General features: G+C 58.0%; 18 protein-coding genes and 3 pseudogenes. 4 read left to right on the plus strand and 17 right to left on the minus strand.

Features of this window, described 5'->3' with window-relative positions:
- Positions 1-21: 21 nt before the first annotated feature.
- The 4 genes and pseudogenes from rplI to rpsF all read right to left on the minus strand — a co-directional run bounded on the left by rplI (position 22) and on the right by rpsF (position 1,459).
- The gene (rplI, locus tag ABOC21_RS22585; protein WP_041143727.1) at positions 22-471 is read right to left on the minus strand and encodes a 50S ribosomal protein L9; all 450 of its coding nucleotides are present in this window, start codon (positions 469-471) and stop codon (positions 22-24) included.
- A 39-nt stretch (positions 472-510) separates the two neighbouring features.
- Positions 511-738: a 30S ribosomal protein S18 gene (rpsR, locus tag ABOC21_RS22590; protein ID WP_002210155.1), complete on the minus strand. Its 228-nt coding sequence runs from the start codon at positions 736-738 to the stop codon at positions 511-513.
- Positions 739-742: 4 nt separating this feature from the next.
- Positions 743-1,057, minus strand: a complete 315-nt coding sequence (gene priB / locus ABOC21_RS22595; protein ID WP_095104380.1) for a primosomal replication protein N — start codon at positions 1,055-1,057, stop codon at positions 743-745.
- A 5-nt stretch (positions 1,058-1,062) separates the two neighbouring features.
- Positions 1,063-1,459: pseudogene (gene rpsF, locus ABOC21_RS22600) on the minus strand (30S ribosomal protein S6).
- 340 nt (positions 1,460-1,799) lie between these two features.
- On the opposite strand from rpsF, the gene ABOC21_RS22605 reads away from it, so the two are divergent.
- Positions 1,800-2,075 carry a DUF1471 domain-containing protein gene (locus ABOC21_RS22605; protein WP_095104384.1) on the plus strand — a complete coding sequence of 92 codons (276 nt, stop codon included), beginning with the start codon at positions 1,800-1,802 and terminating at the stop codon, positions 2,073-2,075.
- Between the two features lie 62 nt (positions 2,076-2,137).
- Here the strand turns inward: ABOC21_RS22605 and yjfP are convergent, their stop codons facing one another.
- On the minus strand, positions 2,138-2,854 hold the full coding sequence (gene yjfP, locus ABOC21_RS22610) for an esterase (protein WP_426813347.1): 717 nt from the start codon (positions 2,852-2,854) through the stop codon (positions 2,138-2,140).
- 209 nt (positions 2,855-3,063) lie between these two features.
- Between yjfP and bsmA the strand changes: the two genes are divergently transcribed.
- Together bsmA and yjfN are read left to right on the plus strand one after the other, a co-directional pair.
- Positions 3,064-3,372 carry a biofilm peroxide resistance protein BsmA gene (bsmA, locus tag ABOC21_RS22615; protein WP_426813348.1) on the plus strand — a complete coding sequence of 103 codons (309 nt, stop codon included), beginning with the start codon at positions 3,064-3,066 and terminating at the stop codon, positions 3,370-3,372.
- A gap of 137 nt (positions 3,373-3,509) precedes the next feature.
- Entirely contained in the window at positions 3,510-3,785 is a 276-nt protein-coding gene (yjfN, locus tag ABOC21_RS22620; protein WP_164846733.1) for a DUF1471 family protease activator YjfN, read from the plus strand.
- On the opposite strand, the gene ABOC21_RS22625 is transcribed toward yjfN, so the two are convergent.
- Positions 3,776-5,413 carry an isovaleryl-CoA dehydrogenase gene (locus ABOC21_RS22625; RefSeq protein ID WP_426813349.1) on the minus strand — a complete coding sequence of 546 codons (1,638 nt, stop codon included), beginning with the start codon at positions 5,411-5,413 and terminating at the stop codon, positions 3,776-3,778. The genes yjfN and ABOC21_RS22625 overlap by 10 nt on opposite strands.
- A gap of 193 nt (positions 5,414-5,606) precedes the next feature.
- Here ABOC21_RS22625 and ABOC21_RS22630 point away from each other — a divergent pair, with 193 nt between their 5' ends.
- A complete protein-coding gene (locus ABOC21_RS22630) occupies positions 5,607-6,902 on the plus strand; it encodes an MFS transporter (protein WP_426813350.1) in 1,296 nt (431 codons plus the stop codon).
- Positions 6,903-6,918: 16 nt separating this feature from the next.
- On the opposite strand, the gene rlmB is transcribed toward ABOC21_RS22630, so the two are convergent.
- The 11 genes and pseudogenes from rlmB to mutL all read right to left on the minus strand — a co-directional run bounded on the left by rlmB (position 6,919) and on the right by mutL (position 19,625).
- A complete protein-coding gene (rlmB, locus tag ABOC21_RS22635) occupies positions 6,919-7,650 on the minus strand; it encodes a 23S rRNA (guanosine(2251)-2'-O)-methyltransferase RlmB (RefSeq protein ID WP_426813351.1) in 732 nt (243 codons plus the stop codon).
- A 78-nt stretch (positions 7,651-7,728) separates the two neighbouring features.
- Positions 7,729-10,176, minus strand: a complete 2,448-nt coding sequence (gene rnr, locus ABOC21_RS22640; protein WP_426813352.1) for a ribonuclease R — start codon at positions 10,174-10,176, stop codon at positions 7,729-7,731.
- A 38-nt stretch (positions 10,177-10,214) separates the two neighbouring features.
- Positions 10,215-10,640, minus strand: a complete 426-nt coding sequence (gene nsrR / locus ABOC21_RS22645; RefSeq protein WP_041143718.1) for a nitric oxide-sensing transcriptional repressor NsrR — start codon at positions 10,638-10,640, stop codon at positions 10,215-10,217.
- A 149-nt stretch (positions 10,641-10,789) separates the two neighbouring features.
- Complete coding sequence (locus ABOC21_RS22650) at positions 10,790-12,088, minus strand: adenylosuccinate synthase (protein WP_426813353.1); 1,299 nt, start codon at positions 12,086-12,088, stop codon at positions 10,790-10,792.
- A 102-nt stretch (positions 12,089-12,190) separates the two neighbouring features.
- Positions 12,191-12,388, minus strand: coding sequence for a DUF2065 domain-containing protein (locus ABOC21_RS22655; protein ID WP_128879251.1), 198 nt, complete (start codon positions 12,386-12,388; stop codon positions 12,191-12,193).
- Positions 12,389-12,607: 219 nt separating this feature from the next.
- Positions 12,608-13,612, minus strand: coding sequence for a protease modulator HflC (gene hflC / locus ABOC21_RS22660; protein ID WP_426813354.1), 1,005 nt, complete (start codon positions 13,610-13,612; stop codon positions 12,608-12,610).
- A gap of 2 nt (positions 13,613-13,614) precedes the next feature.
- Positions 13,615-14,872: pseudogene (gene hflK / locus ABOC21_RS22665) on the minus strand (FtsH protease activity modulator HflK).
- Positions 14,873-14,937: 65 nt separating this feature from the next.
- Positions 14,938-16,218 carry a ribosome rescue GTPase HflX gene (hflX, locus tag ABOC21_RS22670; RefSeq protein WP_426813355.1) on the minus strand — a complete coding sequence of 427 codons (1,281 nt, stop codon included), beginning with the start codon at positions 16,216-16,218 and terminating at the stop codon, positions 14,938-14,940.
- Positions 16,219-16,414: 196 nt separating this feature from the next.
- Positions 16,415-16,723, minus strand: a complete 309-nt coding sequence (gene hfq / locus ABOC21_RS22675; protein ID WP_426813356.1) for an RNA chaperone Hfq — start codon at positions 16,721-16,723, stop codon at positions 16,415-16,417.
- Positions 16,724-16,815: 92 nt separating this feature from the next.
- Positions 16,816-17,766, minus strand: coding sequence for a tRNA (adenosine(37)-N6)-dimethylallyltransferase MiaA (gene miaA / locus ABOC21_RS22680; protein ID WP_426813357.1), 951 nt, complete (start codon positions 17,764-17,766; stop codon positions 16,816-16,818).
- Positions 17,759-19,625 (minus strand): annotated as a pseudogene (gene mutL, locus ABOC21_RS22685) (DNA mismatch repair endonuclease MutL). The gene miaA and the pseudogene mutL overlap by 8 nt, the downstream one beginning before the upstream one ends.
- Positions 19,626-19,628 lie beyond the last annotated feature (3 nt).

Below are 19,628 nucleotides of genomic sequence, written 5' to 3' on the forward strand. Positions count from 1 at the left end.
CGACGCGAGCAGAGTAAAAAATTACTCAGCTACAACGTTAACAACCAGTTTCGCGAATACTTCGCTGTGAACCTGGAAGTCCACTTCGTGCTCACCGGTGGTGCGCAGAACGCCGTTCGGCAGACGAACTTCGCTCTTAGCGACGGCAACGCCAGCTGCAGTTACAGCGTCAGCGATGTCGCGGGTACCGATGGAACCGAACAGTTTACCTTCGTCGCCTGATTTAGACGCGATGGTAACGTTGCCCAGTGCATTGATTGCTTCAGCACGTGCGTTGGCAGCTGCCAGAACGTCAGCCAGCTTGGCTTCCAGTTCAGCGCGACGCGCTTCGAAGAATTCAACGTTTTTCTTGGTAGCTGGAACAGCTTTACCCTGTGGAACCAGGAAGTTACGAGCGTAGCCCGCTTTAACATTAACCTGATCGCCCAGGCTGCCCAGGTTTGCTACTTTATCAAGCAGAATAACTTGCATTACCTTATCCTCTTAAAGTCGTTAATAGACAGCGGCCGATTACTGATGACGATCGGTATATGGCAGCAGGGACAGGTAGCGAGCGCGCTTGATGCAGCGAGCCAGCTGACGCTGGTATTTTGCGCGAGTACCGGTGATACGGCTCGGGACAATTTTACCGCTTTCGGTAATGTAGTTTTTCAGCGTAGCGATGTCTTTGTAATCAATCTCTACAACGCCTTCCGCGGTGAAACGGCAGAACTTGCGACGACGGAAATAACGTGCCATTTGGCTAGTCTCCAGAATCTATCAATTCAATCTGCTCGGCATGCAGAACCATTTTGCTCAGGCCGTTCTTTGCCTTGTGGCAAGAGATGAACCCCCGAACGATTACTGCACTACCGACCGTTATACTGTGAGTAATGGCCTGGTTTTGGTGTCCGCTAATAATAACGGGCATTTGGCACCATGCCTGCCGGTGAAAACCGGCTTCCTCCTGCACTGAACGATGCTCAAGCACGAACTGGCAGTGTGGAATTCCTGACGGGCTGACCTTACGAATTGGCGTCCTGCAGATAGTGCCGGACAGCTCCAGACGGTTGGTCATCAGGATTACTCTTCAGAATCCCCAGCTTCGGAATCATCGGTGGTTTCGTTTGCGAAATCTTCGCGACGCTCACGGCGCTCGTCTTTCGCTTTAACCATCGGAGATGCTTCGGTAACTGCGTGCTTAGTACGCATTACCATGCTGCGGATAACGGCGTCGTTGAAGCGGAAGTTTGTTTCCAGCTCATCGATCGCTTCCTGCGGGGCTTCAACGTTCAGCAGAACGTAGTGAGCTTTGTGCAGTTTGTTGATCGGGTAAGCCAGACTGACGGCGGCCCCAGTCTTCCAGACGGTGGATCGTACCTTCTGCTGCAGTGATTGCACCAGTGTAACGTTCGATCATACCCGGAACCTGTTCGCTCTGGTCAGGATGGACCATAAAAACGATTTCGTAATGACGCATCGAATTGCTCCTTACGGATTATTCAGCCTCCTGTCTGGGTCAGCCGCGGCCCATGGAGGCAAGGAACGTGGTTAAAGGGCGGCTGAAAAATTGACGCGTCATTCTACGTTCGGCGCCCCAGGAAGACAAGCGAATTGCGCAAATAATTCGCACTAACGGCAAAGCCGCGCTAAGTCGGTGATTTAAAATTAATCAACGGCGGCTGCGACACTTTTTTGAACAACTTCATCAGAAATGGTCGCGATGCACCCGGCAGGGAGTGATTACACTTATATCAAGAGTCATCCATAGCCCAAGGGAACCCGGGTTAACGTCAGGACAGTTATAAGGAGCGTTGATTATGAAATACATCCTCATTGCCGTAATGGCTGCGCTTTTATTGAGCGCCAACGCGCTGGCAGCCATCAAAATAGATGGACGCCAGGCACGTAACATGGACGATGTACAGAGCCTGGGCGTTATCTATATCAACCACAATATGGCCACCGAGCAGGAGGCCGACAAGGCCCTTAACCAGCTGAGCGACGCGCAGGGGGCGAAATACTTCCAGCCGATCCTGATCCATGAGCCTGAAAGCAACGGCGCGATCCACGCCAGCGCCGCAATCTATCGCTAACCGCGGATCTTTTACCCCTTCGCCTCCGCTACGGAGACGAAGGGGCCAGCCCGCCGCCGCGCTTAAAGCGTACGCTTAAAGAACCCGACCGTTTCCTCCAGCGCCTCTGGCGTAATGCGATGGCGAACGCCCTGCTGCCAGACGCAGGTCAGGTTGCCGGCCAGGACGCTTTGCTGCAGGGCCTGCTGGAGACGGAAGGTTTCGCCCGGCGGCACCACGTCGTCTTCATCGCCGTGCCAAAGCAGCAGCGGCCTGTTGGCAAGCGTCGCCAGCTGATGGCTGACGTCCCACTCGCTCAGCCGCGCCGCGTCCAGGGAGGGTGAAGGAAACAGGCTCTGCGCCAGGCTGCTGAAATAGCCGGATCCCATCAGGCAGGCGACGCTTTTCAGCTCCGGATGATGGGTCATGATGCCCAGCGCCGTCATTCCGCCCATCGATGCGCCAGCGACCGCCAGCCTGCCGTCCGCAATCCATCCCTGCGCGGCGATCGCGTCGCGCAGCGCGCTGAACTCGGTGAAGTTCTCCAGCAGAATGGGCCAAAAGCGCTGCATTCGCCCTTTTTCATCACCGCGGTAGCGCGCGCCATGCTCCGGGGCATCGGGCATAATGACCCGAAATCCCGCTTCCGCCAGCGCCACGGCAAAATAGCTATAGACCAGCTTCGAAGAGGTGAATCCGTGATAAAAAACGATACACGGCAGAGGCCGGTCTGACGCATTTTGCGGACAGGCATGAAGCACCTCGCCGCCCGCGAGATTACGCACTTCCAGTACAATCATTTATCGTCTCCAGTCTCTAGAGTAGCGCTGTACCATGGGCTAACATATAGCCCATGGCGTGGGTTCAGCCGCGATTTATAATGTTGAGAACTGGGTTACGCTTTCACAACATTTTCATTCGAAAATCGCGTCAGAAATAACAATTCGGGAACATTCCCCGGAAATGTCATTCAGGCTACCACTACACTGTGACTAACAGGAAACGAGATATGGTTATGCGTAGGTTTACACCGTGGCTACTGGCGATCGTTCTGAGCGGCTGTAGCGCCCTGCAGGGAACGCCGGAAGCCCCGCCACCTGCGACCAGTCATCCGCAAGAGATCCACCGTAACCAGACCAGCGGGCTACAAAAAATGGCGACGGTGAGCGTGCTGATGTACGGTTCGCCGATGGATGTTGAAGCTGCGCTGAAGGTCAAAGCAGAAGCGGCTAAAGCGGATTACTACGTCATCATAATGATTGATGACACCGTGGTTCCCGGCCAGTGGTATTCGCAGGCAATTTTGTACCGTAAATAACGATGCAACGTCTTTAACCCCGCTTTACATTGCTTTGCATCCGTTCACGTTCTCCTGTGCATAATAACGTTCAGCCAGTCAACCTGGCAGGACGTTAGCAACGGACTGCCCTCGGGCCACGCAAAATGGAGCTGACGATGAAACGATCATTTACCCTACCCAGCCTGCTGTTTAACGCTACAACGGCGCATACTGCAGCACAGTCCGCAGAGTTTGCCAGCGCGGACTGCGTCACTGGCCTGAATGAAATCGGCCTGATTTCCGTCAACAATATTGCCGGCAGCCAGCAGGACGTCGAGCGTGCCATCGCCGTGAAGGCCGATGAGCAGGGCGCCTCCTGGTATCGCATCGTCCAGATGTACGAGGAACAGCAGCCGGATAGCTGGCGAGTACAGGCCATTCTCTACGCCTGAGGCGCCTGGCGCCCGCGTCCGGTGCCGCGCAGCAGCAGGTCATCCAGCGTTTGCGCGTCCAGCCGCATCCCGCCGCGCGGGTCGAGCATCATTCGACACCAGGCCTGAGCCAGCGGCGGCGAGGCGTAACGCAGCATCTGCGCTCCCGCGCCGAGTCGGTACACCAGCCGGGTTATCTCCCGGCCCTGCTCTTCCGCCGGCCGCCTCAACAGCTGCTGCAGCTGACGCCATGCGCGATCGAAATGGCGATTCTGCCCTTTGACTTCCGCACACTCCGCAGCCAGCAGCTCCAGCGACGCCGGCTGCTTGCTCAGCGCCCGCATGACGTCGAGACACATAATATTCCCGGAGCCTTCCCAGATACTGTTCACCGGCATCTCCCGGTACAGGCGCGGCAGCTCGCTCTCCTCGCAGTAGCCGATACCGCCCAACACCTCCATCGCTTCGGCAACAAACGAGATCCCGGATTTGCAGATAGCGAACTTCGCCGCCGGGGTAAACAGGCGGGCCCACAGCGCCTCCTGCCCATCGTTGCGCCTGTCCCACGCGCGCGCCAGGCGAAATAAAAAGGCGGTTTGCCCCTCAAGCAGCAGCGCCATCTGACCCAGCACCTGGCGCATCATCGGCTGCTCGACCAGGCTTTTACCGAACGCCTGACGCTGAAAGGCGTGATAGAAGGCGACCGACCAGGCGCGACGCATTAGGGCATGGCTGCCCAGCGCGCAGTCGAAGCGGGTCAAACCGCCCATTTTGAGAATTTGCCGTACGCCGTCCCCCTCTTCGCCCACCAGCCAGCCGCTGGCGTCATAGAACTCCACCTCGCTGCTGGCGTTAGAACGGTTGCCGAGCTTATCTTTGAGCCTTTCGAGATGCAGCGCATTGCGCTGGCCGTCCGGCAGCAGGCGCGGCACAAAGAAACAGGAGAGCCCGCCGGGCGCCTGCGCCAGCACCAGGTGCGCATCGCTTTGCGGTACCGAGAAAAACCACTTGTGGCCCACCAGACGATAAAACCCGTCTGCGCTCTTCTCTGCGCGGGTGGTATTGCTCAGCACATCCGATCCCCCCTGCTTTTCCGTCATCCCCATGCCGATCAGCAGCCCGCGCTTCTGATTGCCCGGCGCCAGATGCGGATCGTAGCGGTCGCTCAGCAGCGGCGACAGCCAGTCGCTAAACGGAGCGGGGAGCGACTGCTGCAGCAGAGGCGTAGCGGCGAACGTCATGGTTATCGGGCATAATGTCCCGGCCTCCACCTGCGCATGCAGCATAAAGCGGGCCGCCCGGGCCACGAAAGCGCCGGCGCGCGCGTCCTCTTGCCAGGCGAGATTATGCACCCGGTTAGCGCACAGCCCCTGCATCAGCAGATGCCAGGCGGGATGAAAGCGTACATCGTCAAGCCGCGTGCCGGTCGCGTCATAGCGCAGCAGCTCCGGCGGATTAACGTTCGCCAGCCTCCCCAGCTCCAGCGACTCTGCCGTTCCCAGCTGCTGGCCGATGCTGGCCAGCAGATCGCCATCCCAGGCGGCGCCCTCTCGGGCTACCGCTTCGCGCAGCGCGCTGTCGGACAAGAATAAGTTGCTGTTCAGCAGCGGCGTCGGCTGATTAAACACGGTATGAGTTGGCCAGCGCATAGTGTTCCCTCCGTCAATGGCGTTGTACTCAGTATGGTCAGCCTGGGCCGGGAGCGCCCGCGAGCCGGGTCACAAAAAAACATCCGCCCCTTCGTGAAGCGCATCACAGGCATAAGAATTTAAAATTTCACTGGAAGAAAGTTGTGGAATAATTTATTCACTTGCCGTTTTTTTATTGAAATCAGGATGGCCTATGCAGACCGCGACACGCCCTACGGGCGCGCACAAGCGCGCGCTGATCGCCGGATCTATCGGCAACTTTATTGAATGGTATGAGTTTGCGGTCTACGGCTTTCTGGCGACGGTTATCGCGCGGAATTTCTTTCAGCTGGCCGGCGAGGCGCCGCTGACGGGCCTGATCCTGACCTACGCCTCCTTCGCCATCGCCTTTTTCTTCCGCCCGCTCGGCGCCATTATTTTTGGCCGTATCGGCGATCGCATCGGCCGCAAGCCGACGCTGATCGTCGTCCTGGTGATGATGACGCTCGCCACCGCGGCAATTGGCCTGGTGCCGGTTTATGCCAGCATCGGGGTGGCGGCCCCTCTGATTTTAACCGGGCTGCGCATTCTGCAGGGGCTGTTTGCCGGCGGGGAGTATGGCGGCGCCGTCTCGCTGATGACCGAGTTTGCGCCGCGCGGCAGGCGCGGTCTGTACGGCGCCTGGCAATCCTTCACCGTCGCCCTCGGCCTGCTGGCCGGGGCCGGGATCGTCGCCCTAATCTCCGCGGTGCTGAGCCCGGAAGAACTCCACGCCTGGGGCTGGCGAATTCCGTTCTTCCTCGCCATCCCGCTGGGGATCGTCGCGCTCTGGCTGCGGGTAAAAATGGAGGAGACGCCGGGCTTTCTCCGCCAGCAGCAGCAACGTCAGCATTCGCAGGCCAGCGCCGGCCTGAGCCAGACTCTGAAAGCGATTATCACCGGCATCGGCCGCCTGATGGTCTGGTCCGCAGCAGGCTATACCTACCTGGTGATTATGCCCGCCTACCTGCAGTCGTCGCTGCATACCGGCTTTAACCAGGCGCTGCTGATCGCGGTGATCTCCAATATTGGCTTTGCGTTGACCATTCTTCCCGCCGGGATCCTCAGCGATAAATGGGGTCGACGTAACGTGATGGTGCTGGCCGCGGCGCTGCTGCTGATACTGGCGCTGCCGCTGCTGAAAATTCTTCAGGCAGAGTCCAGCACGCTGCTGATAAAAGGCGCGGTGGTGCTCGTTGCCGGCGGGCTGGTGGGAATACTGGCAGGTCCGGGACCGGCGATGCTGGCGGAAATGTTCCCGACAAGGGTGCGCTATACCGGCCTTGGGCTGGCCTATTCGCTCTCTAATGCGGTGTTTTCCGGCTGCGCCGGGCTGATTATTACCGGCCTGATTAAACAGACCGGTAATCTTGATATTCCGGCTTATTACGTCATGGCGACGGCGGTCGTCAGCATTATTGCGCTGATGACCCTCAATAAGCACGATCACCTGCGCTCGCTGGACGAGTAGCCGCGCCCGGCGTCAATCAGCTGCGCTGGCGCACGGCTTCAAACAGGCAGATGCCGGTCGCGACGGAGACGTTCAGCGAGGAGACGCTGCCGGCCATCGGAATGCTGATCAGTTCATCGCAGTGTTCACGGGTCAGGCGGCGCATCCCTTCACCTTCAGCGCCCATCACCAGCGCCATCGGGCCGGTCATCTTGCTCTGGAAAAGAGTATGGTCCGCTTCACCGGCGGTGCCGACGATCCAGACGTTCTCTTCCTGCAGCAGACGCATGGTGCGCGCAAGGTTAGTCACGCGGATCAGCGGGACGCTTTCCGCCGCGCCGCAGGCCACTTTTTTCGCCGTCGCGTTCAGCTGCGCCGAACGGTCCCGCGGCACGATCACCGCGTGCACGCCGGCGGCATCGGCGCTGCGCAGGCAGGCGCCAAGGTTGTGTGGATCGGTAACGCCGTCGAGAATCAGCAGCAGCGGCTGATCGAGGGAGGCGAGCAGGTCAGGCAGGTCGTTCTCCTGATACTGACGCCCCGGCTTAACGCGGGCAATAATCCCCTGATGCACGGCGCCTTCGCTTTTATCGTCGAGAAACTGGCGGTTAGCGACCTGAATCACCACGCCCTGGGCTTCCAGCGCATGGATCAGCGGCAGCAGGCGTTTATCCTCGCGGCCTTTCAGAATATAGACTTCCTGAAAACGCTCGGGAGCGCGCTCCAGCAGGGCCTGCACCGCGTGGATGCCGTAAATCATTTCACTCATTGATGTACTCGTTGCTTGTTAATATTGCCGTTTCGGCTTTACGGACCGGATGTCCCGGCCCGTAAGATTGATGCCCGCTTACTCAGCGGTTTTCTTTTTCGCCGCGCGTTTCGCTTTGGTTGCCGCCGCTATTTTCTGCGTTTTAGCCGACGGCTTCTTCGCTTTTTTCTCGCCTTTAGGCTGAGCGGCTTTGGGCTGAGACTTGCCTTTTTCTTTACGGAAGGCGCTGTCCGGCTCGAAGTTGGCCTGCTTTCCGACCTGGCGACGACGCCCGGAAGGTTTGCCGGCGTTCGACTTTTTCGCCTTCTCACGTTCGGTCTTGCCGACGTTGCGCGGGGCGCGTTCGCTGGAGATTAGCGAGAAGTCGATTTTGCGCTCGTCCATGTTGACCGCTTCCACGCGGACTTCCACGCGATCGCCCAGCCGGTAGGTCTGACCGCCGGACTCGCCGATCAGCCGCTGCCCGACCTGGTCGAAGCGATAGTAGTCGTTATCCAGCGATGAAACGTGCACCAGGCCGTCGATAAACAGCTCGTCCAGGCGGACGAAGAAGCCAAAGCCGGTGACGCTGGCAATCACGCCCTTAAAGACGTTGCCCACCTGATCCAGCATAAAGTCACACTTCAGCCAGTCAGAGACTTCGCGGGTCGCTTCGTCAGCGCGACGTTCGGTCATCGAACAGTGCGCCCCCAGCTGCAGCATCTCTTCCATGCTGTAGTGCCAGCCGCCGGTTTCGGTGCTATTGCCTTTGTGCCCCTGCTCTTTCGCCAGCAGATACTTAATGGCGCGGTGCAGCGACAGGTCCGGGTAGCGACGGATCGGCGAGGTGAAGTGCGCGTAGGACTGCAGCGCCAGGCCAAAGTGGCCGCGGTTTTCCGGATCGTAGACCGCCTGCTTCATCGAGCGCAGCAGCATGGTTTGCAGCATCTCATGGTCAGGACGATCGGCGATGGAGGTCAGCAGCTCGGCGTAGTCGCGCGGCTCCGGCTTGTTGCCGCCGGGCAGCTCCAGGCCGAGCTCCGCCAGTACCGTGCGGAAAGCGGTGATCGCTTCAGTGGTCGGCTTATCGTGAATACGGAACAGGGCCGGCTCCAGCGCCTTCTCGACGAAGCGGGCGGCGGAGATATTCGCCAGAATCATACACTCTTCGATCAGCTTATGGGCGTCGTTGCGCTGGGTCTGCTCAATGCGCTCGATGCGGCGTTCGGCGTTAAAGATGAACTTCGCTTCTTCACTTTCAAAGGAGATGCCGCCGCGCTCTTCGCGAGCGCTATCCAGAACCTTGTACAGGGTGTGCAGCTCTTCGATATGTTTCACCAGCGGCGCGTACTGCTCGCGCAGCTCACCGTCGCCCTGCAGCATATGCCATACCTTGGTGTAGGTCAGACGCGCGTGCGAGCTCATTACCGCTTCATAGAATTTGTAGCCGGTCAGACGGCCTTTTGACGAAATCGTCATTTCGCAAACCATGCACAGGCGATCGACCTGCGGGTTGAGCGAGCACAGGCCGTTGGAGAGCACTTCCGGCAGCATCGGCACCACCTGCGACGGGAAGTAGACCGAGGTGCCGCGGCTGCGCGCTTCGCCGTCCAGCGGCGTGCCGGGGCGCACGTAGTAGCTCACGTCGGCAATGGCCACCCACAGGCGCCAGCCGCCGCCGCGTTTCTTCTCGCAGTAAACCGCATCATCAAAGTCGCGGGCGTCCTCGCCGTCGATGGTGACCAGCGGCAGGTCGCGTAAATCAACGCGGCCGATCTTCGCCTCTTCCGGCACCTGCTCTTTCAGCACCGAGACCTGTTTTTCCACCGCCGGTGGCCAGGTATAAGGGATTTCATGGGTGCGCAGCGCCATATCGACCGCCATGCTGGTGCCCATGTTATCGCCCAGCACTTCAACAATTTTGCCCACCGCTTTAGTACGACGGGTCGGACGCTGGGTCAGCTCAACGACCACCACAAAGCCCATCCGCGCGCCCATGACTTCTTCCGGCGGGATCAGGATATCAAAGCTCAGACGGCTGTCGTCAGGGACCACGAAGCCCACGCCGGCGTCGGTGAAGTAGCGGCCGACGATCTGGCTGGTTTTTGGCACCAGGACGCGCACGATACGCGCTTCGCGGCGGCCTTTACGGTCCGCGCCCAGCGGCTGCGCCAGCACCTGATCGCCATGAATGCAGGTTTTCATCTGCTCAGACGACAGGTACAGGTCGTCTTTGCGCCCCTCAACGCGCAGGAAGCCAAAGCCGTCGCGATGGCCGATAACCACGCCTTTGAGCAGGTCAAGACGCTCCGGCAGCGCGTAGCACTGACGGCGGGTAAACACCAGCTGCCCGTCGCGCTCCATTGCGCGCAGGCGGCGGCGCAGCCCTTCCAGCTGCTCTTCGCCTTCGATATTCAGTTCTATCGCCAGCTCGTCCCGGCTGGCCGGTTTTTCACGTTTTGCTAAATGATCGAGGATAAATTCCCGGCTAGGGATTGGGTTCGCGTACTTTTCAGCTTCGCGCTCCAGGAAAGGATCTTGTGACATGTCGGTTCCTCCGTTGTCATCTCTGATGAGAGTTTACGTCACTCCACCAGCAATAATTTATAAAGCGGTTGATTCTCTTCAACCAAATCAGCCAGCGTGTAGTTATCCAGTTCCTTGAGAAAACTTTGCGCCGCTTCTGCAAGCGCCTGCTTCAGGCGACAGGCCGGGGTTATGTGGCAGAATTCGCTGCTGCAATTGACCAGCGATAGCGGCTCAAGATCGCGAACCACATCACCAACGCGAATCGTTTTTGCCGGCTTACCGAGGCGAATCCCCCCGTTCTTCCCCCGTACTGCCATAACGTAACCAGAGCGGCTCAGCTGATTGATTATCTTAACCATATGATTACGCGACACGCCGTAGACTTCCGTCACTTCGGAGATACTCGTCATTCGACCATCAGGTAACGACGCCATATAGATAAGCGCTCGTAATCCGTAATCAGTAAAACTCGTTAACTGCACAGCAACCTCAGGGTAAGGGGAAAGCGGTGGATCCGCAGGGTGTGACTATATTGATGATAAACCAGCCGACGCTCAGGCCGCTAATTTATTTGAAATGGGGCGGGTAGGCAGCAAAACAAGGGGCGCCCAACCGGCGCCCCTGAAGATAATTATGCGTCGAACGGATCGCGCAGAATCATCGTCTCGGTACGGTCAGGACCGGTGGAGATAATATCAACCGGTACGCTGGTCAGCTCTTCAATACGCGCGATGTAGTTCAGCGCCGCCTGCGGCAGGCCGCTACGCTCTTTCACGCCGAAGGTGCTTTCGGACCAGCCCGGCATGACTTCATAGATCGGCTCAATACCTTCCCAATTGTCGGCTGCCAGCGGAGTGGTGGTCACTTCGCGGCCGTCCGGCAGACGGTAAGCTACGCAGATTTTCACTTCTTTCAGGCCGTCCAGCACGTCCAGCTTGGTCAGGCAGAAGCCGGACAGGGAGTTGATCTGCACCGCGCGACGAATCGCCACGATATCCAGCCAGCCGGTACGACGACGGCGGCCGGTAGTGGCGCCGAATTCGTTACCCTGCTTGCACAGGAACTCGCCGATGTCATCAAACAGCTCGGTCGGGAACGGACCTGCGCCTACACGGGTAGAGTAAGCTTTGATGATACCCAGAACGTAATCCACATAGCGCGGACCCAGGCCGGAGCCGGTTGCCACGCCACCCGCGGTGGTGTTGGAGGAGGTTACGTACGGATAGGTACCGTGGTCGATATCCAGCAGCGTGCCCTGCGCGCCTTCGAACATCACGAAGTCGCCGCGCTGACGCGCCTGATCCAGCAGATCGGAAACGTCTACAACCATCGCCGTCAGGATGTCGGCAATCGCCATAACGTCATCAAGGACTTTCTGATAATCAACCGCTTCCGCTTTGTAGAAGTTCACCAGCTGGAAGTTGTGATATTCCATCACTTCTTTCAGTTTGCTGGCGAAGGTGGCTTTATCAAACAGATCACCCACGCGCAGGCCGCGGCGAGCGACTTTATCTTCGTAGGCAGGACCGATGCCGCGACCGGTGGTACCGATAGCTTTCGCACCGCGCGCTTTTTCACGCGCAACGTCCAGCGCAACATGATAATCGAGGATAAGCGGACAGGCTTCGGACAGCAGCAGACGCTCACGGACAGGGATACCACGGTCTTCCAGTCCTTTCATCTCTTTCATCAGCGCAGCCGGAGACAGCACAACGCCGTTACCGATGATGCTGGTGACGTTTTCGCGCAGAATGCCTGATGGAATAAGATGCAGGACGGTTTTTTCACCGTTGATTACGAGAGTATGGCCTGCGTTGTGACCACCCTGGTAGCGCACAACATATTTAGCCCGTTCAGTCAGGAGATCGACGATCTTCCCTTTACCTTCGTCACCCCATTGGGTGCCCAGTACGACGACGTTGTTGCCCATTTTTCAAAATCACCGTTTGCTTAAAAATGGATTCTACCATCGCTTTTTCAGAGTTACAGCACTTTTTGCACTCAATATCAGGCAGGTCTGGCCACTTTTTGATCAGCTCAGCGATTTCGTCAACATGTAGTAGATGACTATTCCGGCAACCACAAGACCGCCGCCAAAACGGCGTAATAAATTATCCGGCAGCTGGCTCATCGTGGCGATCATCCGTCGCCAGGCGCGCGGATAAAGCAGCGGACCCAGCCCTTCAAGTACTAAAACCAGCGCTAGTGCCAGCCAGATTGTTGAGTTCATGATTAACCCTTAGAGATAAACGAAACTACCGTCGCCGGACAGCATCAGGGCCTGAGCCAGGATGCTTTTTAGCCGTGTCGCCCATTGTCCGGCATTTTGCGTTGATTATGCACTTTTTTTGAGAAAAAACGTATAACTCGTTGTGTTAAAAGTTATTTCTCAACTCAACAATATAAAAAAGGCGCCTTTCTCAAGGCGCCTTTTCGCTGACTAAATCGCTTATTTACGAGCGGAGTCAGGTGACTTCATGTAGCGGAAGAAATCGCTGTCCGGGCTGAGAACCATGACATCCTGGTTACCCTGGAAGCTGTTCTCATAGGCACGCAGGCTGCGGATAAAGGCGTAGAAGCCCGGATCCTGGCTAAACGCGTCGGCAAACAGCTTCGCCGACTCGGCATCACCTTCACCGCGCGTGATGCGGCCCTGGCGCTCAGCTTCAGCCAGCGTCCTGGTCACTTCATAGTCCGCGGTAGCACGCAGCTTCTCAGCCTCTTCCTGGCCCTGTGAACGGTGGCGACGAGCAACCGCTTCACGCTCGGCGCGCATACGGTTATAAATCGCTTCAGACACTTCGGCCGGCAGGTTGATCTGCTTGATGCGTACGTCGACGACTTCAATACCCAGCGCCGCCATACTGTTCGGGTTAATCACCGGAACCTTACCGTTGGTTTCTGCCGATACGCGCTCCGCCGCTTTGGCGATCGCATCGTCGGCGGCCGGCGTGCTGACTTCATCTTCGGTACCCGCTGAGCCGGAGTTCAGGGCATCGCGGACTTCCAGAGTCAGGCGACCGCGGGAATCGGTTACGATATCCTTCACGTCCAGACGACCGATCTCAGAACGCAGACGGTCAGAGAATTTACGCTTCAGCAGCACCTCGGCCTGGGAAACATCGCCGCCGCCGGTTGCCAGATAGTAACGGCTGAAGTCGCTGATCCGCCACTTGATGTAGGAGTCGACGATCAGGTCTTTCTTCTCTTTGGTTACAAAGCGATCGGCCTGGTTATCCATGGTCTGAATGCGCGCATCCAGCGTTTTCACTGACTCAATCAACGGGATCTTGAAGTGCAGGCCCGGCGCATACACCAGCGGTTTATTTTCGCTATCGCGCAGTACCTTACCAAAGCGCAGCGTAATACCGCGCTCGCCCTCTTTAACCACAAAGATAGACATGTAAAGCACTACCAGCACGATGGCAATAATCGCAATTACAGGTTTACGCATCGTTATTCCCCCTGACGCTGGTAGTCGTTACGCTGCGCGTTGGCGCGACGTTGGTCCATAATGTTGCCATCCGTCGTGGTCGACGTGGTGCTGGCGCTGCTTGAGCTGGAGGCCGGCGGCAGGCGCAGCAGATCGTTCGCAGCGCTGCTATTGCCCTTTGCTGCCGGCGTACCGGCGCCTTTCAGCATCTGGTCCAGCGGCAGAACCATCAGGTTGCCGCCCTTATCGTTAACCAGCACTTTGCGGGTGTGGCTCAGCACTTTTTCCATGCTTTCGATATACAGACGCTCGCGGGTAATTTCCGGCGCGGCTTTGTACTCAGGCAGAATCTTCGCAAAGCGCGCGACTTCACCCTGAGCTTCAAGAACGGTCTGAGTCTTGTACGCACGCGCCTCTTCGAGGATACGCTGCGCGGCGCCGTTAGCGCGCGGCTGAACTTCGTTGGTGTAAGCTTCGGCTTCGCGGATGTACTGCTGCTCGTTCTCACGCGCGGCAATCGCATCATCAAACGCGGCCTTCACCTCTTCCGGCGGACGCGCCGTCTGGAAGTTGACGTCCAGCAGGGTAATCCCCATGTCGTACGGACGAATCGTCTCTTCCAGCTCGCGCTGGGTATCGCTACGAATCACGGTACGGCCTTCGGTCAGAATACGGTCCATGGTGTACTTGCCGATCACGCCGCGCAGGGCGCTGTCGGTTGCCTGACGCAGGCTATCGTCGGCGCTGGCAACGCTAAACAGGTAGCGTTCCGGGTCGGTTACCCGATACTGCACGTTCATCTCAACGCGCACGACGTTTTCATCAGAGGTCAGCATGACGCCGGAGGCCGCCAGTTCACGTACCGATTCAACGTTAACGGCCTGGACGTTATCGATAAAGGTTGGCTTCCAGTTAAGACCCGGCTCAACCAGATGGCTGAATTTCCCAAAGCGAGTCACCACGCCACGTTCCGCTTCCTTGATGGTATAGAAACCGCTGGCAGCCCAGATAATAACCGCGGCGGCGGCAACAATGCCGACAATGCGTCCACCCATAGGGCCGCGAGATCCCTGAGAGCCTGCTAACGCCTCCCGATCCCCCTTTGCCGCCACCAAGACCGCCAAGTTTTTTACTTAACTTGCGGAAGATATCATCCAGATCGGGCGGCCCCTGTTCGCGACCACCTTTATTGCCATTTCCCCCGGAGTTGCCGCCTTGGTTATTGCTGCTCCCCCACGGGTCGCGGTCCTGTCCGTTATTACCGGGCTGATTCCACGCCATGTATATGCTCCATATTTGTTTTTGATATCCCCACAGGGGTTAATATCTTCAGGCAAGCTGCAAGGTCAAATCACGTAATCAACCAGCGCTGGCTCTTGTTTACAGAGGCGACGCCAGTCAACGATCGGCATGCGCACCTGCAGACTCACGCTGCCGTCATCCTCCAGCCACTCTTTTTCTATCGCCTGAAGCTGATAGAACCGACTTCTCAGCCGCCCTTCCTGCGGCGGTAGGCGCAGAGTGCGCTGAGCCACTTCACCGGAAAGTCGTTCCGTCAAAGCCTGAAAAAGCAGCGGTACCCCAATTCCGGTCTGTGCAGAGAGCCAGACCCGAATCGGTTTATTCTCTTCATCCCGGTCAATACGTGGTTCAAAATCGTCAAGCATGTCGATTTTGTTCATCACCAGCAGCACCGGGATCTCATCGGCCTCGATTTCGGCGAGAACCGTATTTACGGCATCAATATTTTCCTGCAGACGGACGTCGGCTGCGTCAATCACGTGCAGCAGCAGCGTCGCCTGACGCGTCTCCTGCAGCGTGGCTTTAAACGCGGCGACCAGATCGTGCGGCAGGTGACGAATAAAGCCCACAGTGTCCGCCAGGACGGTTTCGCCAACGTCAGTGACGTCGATGCGGCGCAGCGTCGGGTCCAGGGTCGCGAACAGCTGGTCCGCCGCGTAAACCTGGGCTTCGGTTATCTGGTTAAACAGCGTTGATTTCCCGGCGTTGGTGTACCCCACCAGCGACACGGTAGGAATATCGGCTTTGGCTCGTGACCGCCGTCCCTGTTCGCGCTGCTTCGATACTTTTTCCAGCCGCCCGAGGATCTGCATAATGCGGTTACGCAGCAGTCGACGGTCAGTTTCGAGTCGGGTTTCACCCGGGCCACGCAAACCAATCCCGCCCTTCTGTCTTTCAAGGTGGGTCCAGCCGCGCACCAGGCGCGTCGCCATATGACGCAGCTGCGCCAGCTCAACCTGTAGTTTCCCTTCGTGGGTGCGCGCTCGCTGGGCGAAAATATCTAAAATAAGCCCCGTACGGTCGATAACCCGGCATTCGCACAGGCGCTCCAGGTTACGTTCCTGGGCCGGACTCAGGGCATGATCGAACAGCACGACCGACGCGCCGGTCGCTTTTACGGCTTCCGCAATTTCGACAGCCTTACCTTCACCAACAAAATATTTCGGGTGCGGTGCTTTACGGCTACCGGTAATCACCTGCATTGCTTCGACACCGGCAGAGGAGACCAGGGATTCAAACTCCTGAAGGTCTTCCATATCTTTGTCTTGCGAAAAATAGATGTGTACCAGCACCGCCTGCTCACCGGCATCATAACGGTCAAACAAGCGTAAACCCCTTCTAAAATACCAGCGGGGAACACAGTCACTCGTGGTCTTTCTGGCTGCGTGAGTATTGGCCTTACTCGTTTACCCCAGCCATTTACGGCTGTAAACGCCTGGGGATTCACTACATGCCGCCTTCCTGCAACCTAAAACTCATCGAGTAAAATCTGGCTCCCCGGTCTGGGAAAACAGCATTACCTTATTCGGCGTCTTCGCTGTCTTGCTGCGGCGCAGAAGAACCCTGCGCGCTACCACCGTGGTGATAGTTGTTTGTACCGCCGCCAGCATTATTGCTGTGATGAGACACCGGGCGAGACGGAACAACGGTAGAAATTGCGTGCTTGTAGACCATCTGGCTGACCGTGTTCTTCAACAGGATCACGAACTGATCGAAAGACTCAATTTGCCCTTGCAGCTTAATACCATTCACCAAATAAATAGAAACCGGAACGCGTTCCCGACGCAAAGCGTTCAGGAACGGATCTTGTAAAGATTGCCCCTTAGCCATTCTCTCTTTTCCTTATATGTATGCTTGTTTTGTACTCAGAACCTTACGATTCTTAAAAAAAATTACGCACGATACAGTTTAATTGTACACGTTCAGTCCTGGCTCGCACCAACTACCTGTAATACTTTGTTGAGCGACTGTTCAGGTTGTTCACTGTCTAACCAGTGAATATCTTCCCAGCCGCGCAACCAGGTTATCTGACGCTTGGCTAACTGTCTCGTGGCGCAAACACCTCGATAAACCATTTCATCATACGGGATCTCGCCATCAAGATATGACCACATCTGGCGGTATCCGACACAACGAATGGAAGGCATATCCGTATGCAAATCTCCGCGGGCAAATAACGCCCCTACTTCTGCTTCAAAACCTGAAGCCAACATCTGATGAAAACGCTGTTCTATGCGTTGATGGAGCAGTTCACGGCTCGCCGGGGCGATGGCGAACTGATGCACCTTATACGGCAGAGCGTCTCCCGAAGTTTGCGTCAGTTCCGTTAAAGTTTTACCCGAAATGAAAAAAACTTCCAGTGCTCGGGAAAGTCTTTGCGGATCATTTGGATGAATACGCGCGGCGGCGACGGGATCGATCTCCTGTAGCTGCCGGTGCAGTGCGTGCCACCCCTGCTCTGCTGCCTGTTGCTCAATCTTTGCCCTGACCTGGGGATCCGCCGACGGTAACGGCGACAGCCCTTCCAGCAACGCTTTGAAATACAACATTGTTCCGCCAACCAGCAGCGGAATGCGCCCGGCAGCGACGATATCCGCCATCTCTGCCAGCGCGTCGCGACGAAAGTCCGCCGCGGAGTAAGCCTCTGCCGGGTCGAGAATATCCAGCAGTCGATGCGGCGCTGCGCTCAGCTCTGCCGCATCCGGCTTGGCCGTACCAATGTCCATTCCTCGATAGATAAGGGCGGAATCGACACTAATCAACTCTACCGGTAAAATTTTACGCAAAGCAATGGCCAGCGCGGTTTTACCGGAGGCCGTTGGGCCCATTAAAAATATTGCCTTAGGCAGGCTCGCCTCAGTTACATCACTCATCTTTCAGGGCATTCATCGCCGAATCCAGGTCAACGGGTTGTAACAGACCACCCGGCGGAGCTTTTACCAGCTGCGGACATAAACGCTCTACGTCCGCCAGCACGCTAATCGCCTGCGCCATATTCCACTGCGCATGCTCGCTCGCCAGATTGCGCGCGATCCACTGCGCGATGTCACCGACGTCAAATGCCTTTCGCTGCGCCAGGTAGCCTATCAGTTCAGGAATCAAGATTTGTAAATTTTGTTGTCTTAAGGGTAAAGGCACCGCGCGAACCGTCAAATGCTGCGCATCGGACTGCAGATCGATCCCCAAAGCCACCAGCGCCGCCTGCGCTTTCGCCAGCGCGTCCTTTTCCGCGCCCGATACTTTTAGCCGCAGCGGGATCAGCAGCGGCTGCCCGCAAACCGGCTCCCCGGCGGGCGTCAGCTGCGCCTGACGCAGCCAGCGTTCGGCCACCGGCAGCGCCAGAAGCGCCAGCCTGCCGTCACGCTCCAGCAGCGCGCAGTCGCCTTTCACGATGGCCAGCACGCGGCCGAAGCTCTGGCTGTGCCCGGATAACCCCTCCGCGGCAGGCGCCGGGGCGCTGCTTTTACGCTCGACGGCCGGCGTCTCCAGCAGCTGCCGATACAGCGCTCCCTGCTGCTTTTGGTATCCCGGCTGCGCGTGCGGCCAGCCGGCGCCGCCTCCGCCTGCCGGGCCGGAGGAGTCGCGCGGCGTTTCGCGGCCGTAGCGCGCCGCGGCCGGCTCACGCGCGGAGAGCGGCTGAGCAAAATGGTTAGCGCCCGCCGCGACCCGGTTCTCCGGTACCTGAAGGCGCGCCGGCTGGCTCTCATCTTCTTCCGCCAGCGGCGCGCTGAGCTGCTGCTGGAGGACGCTCAGCACTCCCTGATAGATAAAATCGTGGACCAGGCGAGACTGGTGAAAGCGCACTTCGTGCTTAGCCGGGTGGACGTTTACATCCACCTGGTGCGGGTCAATCTCAAGGTAGAGGACAAAAGCCGGCTGCTGGTCGGCTCCGAGCTTATCTTCGCAGGCCTGGCGAATGGCGTGGTTGATCAGCCGGTCGCGCATCATACGGCCGTTGACGTAGCAGTACTGGATCTCCGCCAGCGCCGGATTGGTATGCAGCGGATCGGCCACCCAACCGCTAAGGGTCAGATCGCCGTGCTGCCACTCAATCGCCAGCGCCTGCTCGAGGAACGGCGTACCGCAGATAGCGCCCAGCCGCCGCTCGCGCTGGCCGCCCGCGGGTACGGCGCGATACTGGCGCATCGCCTTGCCGTTATGGCTGAGATTAATCGTGACGTCGAAACGCGCCAGCGCGATGCGGCGGACGATTTCATCGATATGGTTAAATTCCGTCTTTTCGGTACGCATAAATTTGCGGCGGGCCGGGGTGTTATAGAACAGATCCAGCACTTCCAGCGTGGTGCCGACCGGATGCGCCGCCGGCTTGACGGTCACGTCCTGATCGCGCCCTTCGGCGTAGGCCTGCCAGGCCTCCTGCTGCTCCGCCGTGCGGGAGGTCAGAGTCAGCCGCGCCACCGAGTCTGATGCTGGCCAGCGCTTCGCCGCGAAAGCCGAGGCTGATGATGGCTTCCAGATCGTCGAGAGAGGCTATTTTACTGGTGGCGTGACGAGCCAGCGCCAGCGCCAGCTCGTCTTTTTTGATGCCGCAGCCGTTGTCACGAATGCGGATAAGCTTCGCGCCGCCGCGTTCGATATCAATATCAATGCGGGTCGCGCCGGCATCAAGGCTGTTTTCGACCAGCTCCTTAACCACCGACGCCGGACGTTCCACCACCTCACCTGCGGCAATCTGGTTGGCGAGCTGCGGCGGTAGGACCTGAATCGGCATGGC

It is taken from the genome of Klebsiella sp. WOUb02 (assembly GCF_050058015.1).
Taxonomy (GTDB): domain Bacteria; phylum Pseudomonadota; class Gammaproteobacteria; order Enterobacterales; family Enterobacteriaceae; genus Klebsiella.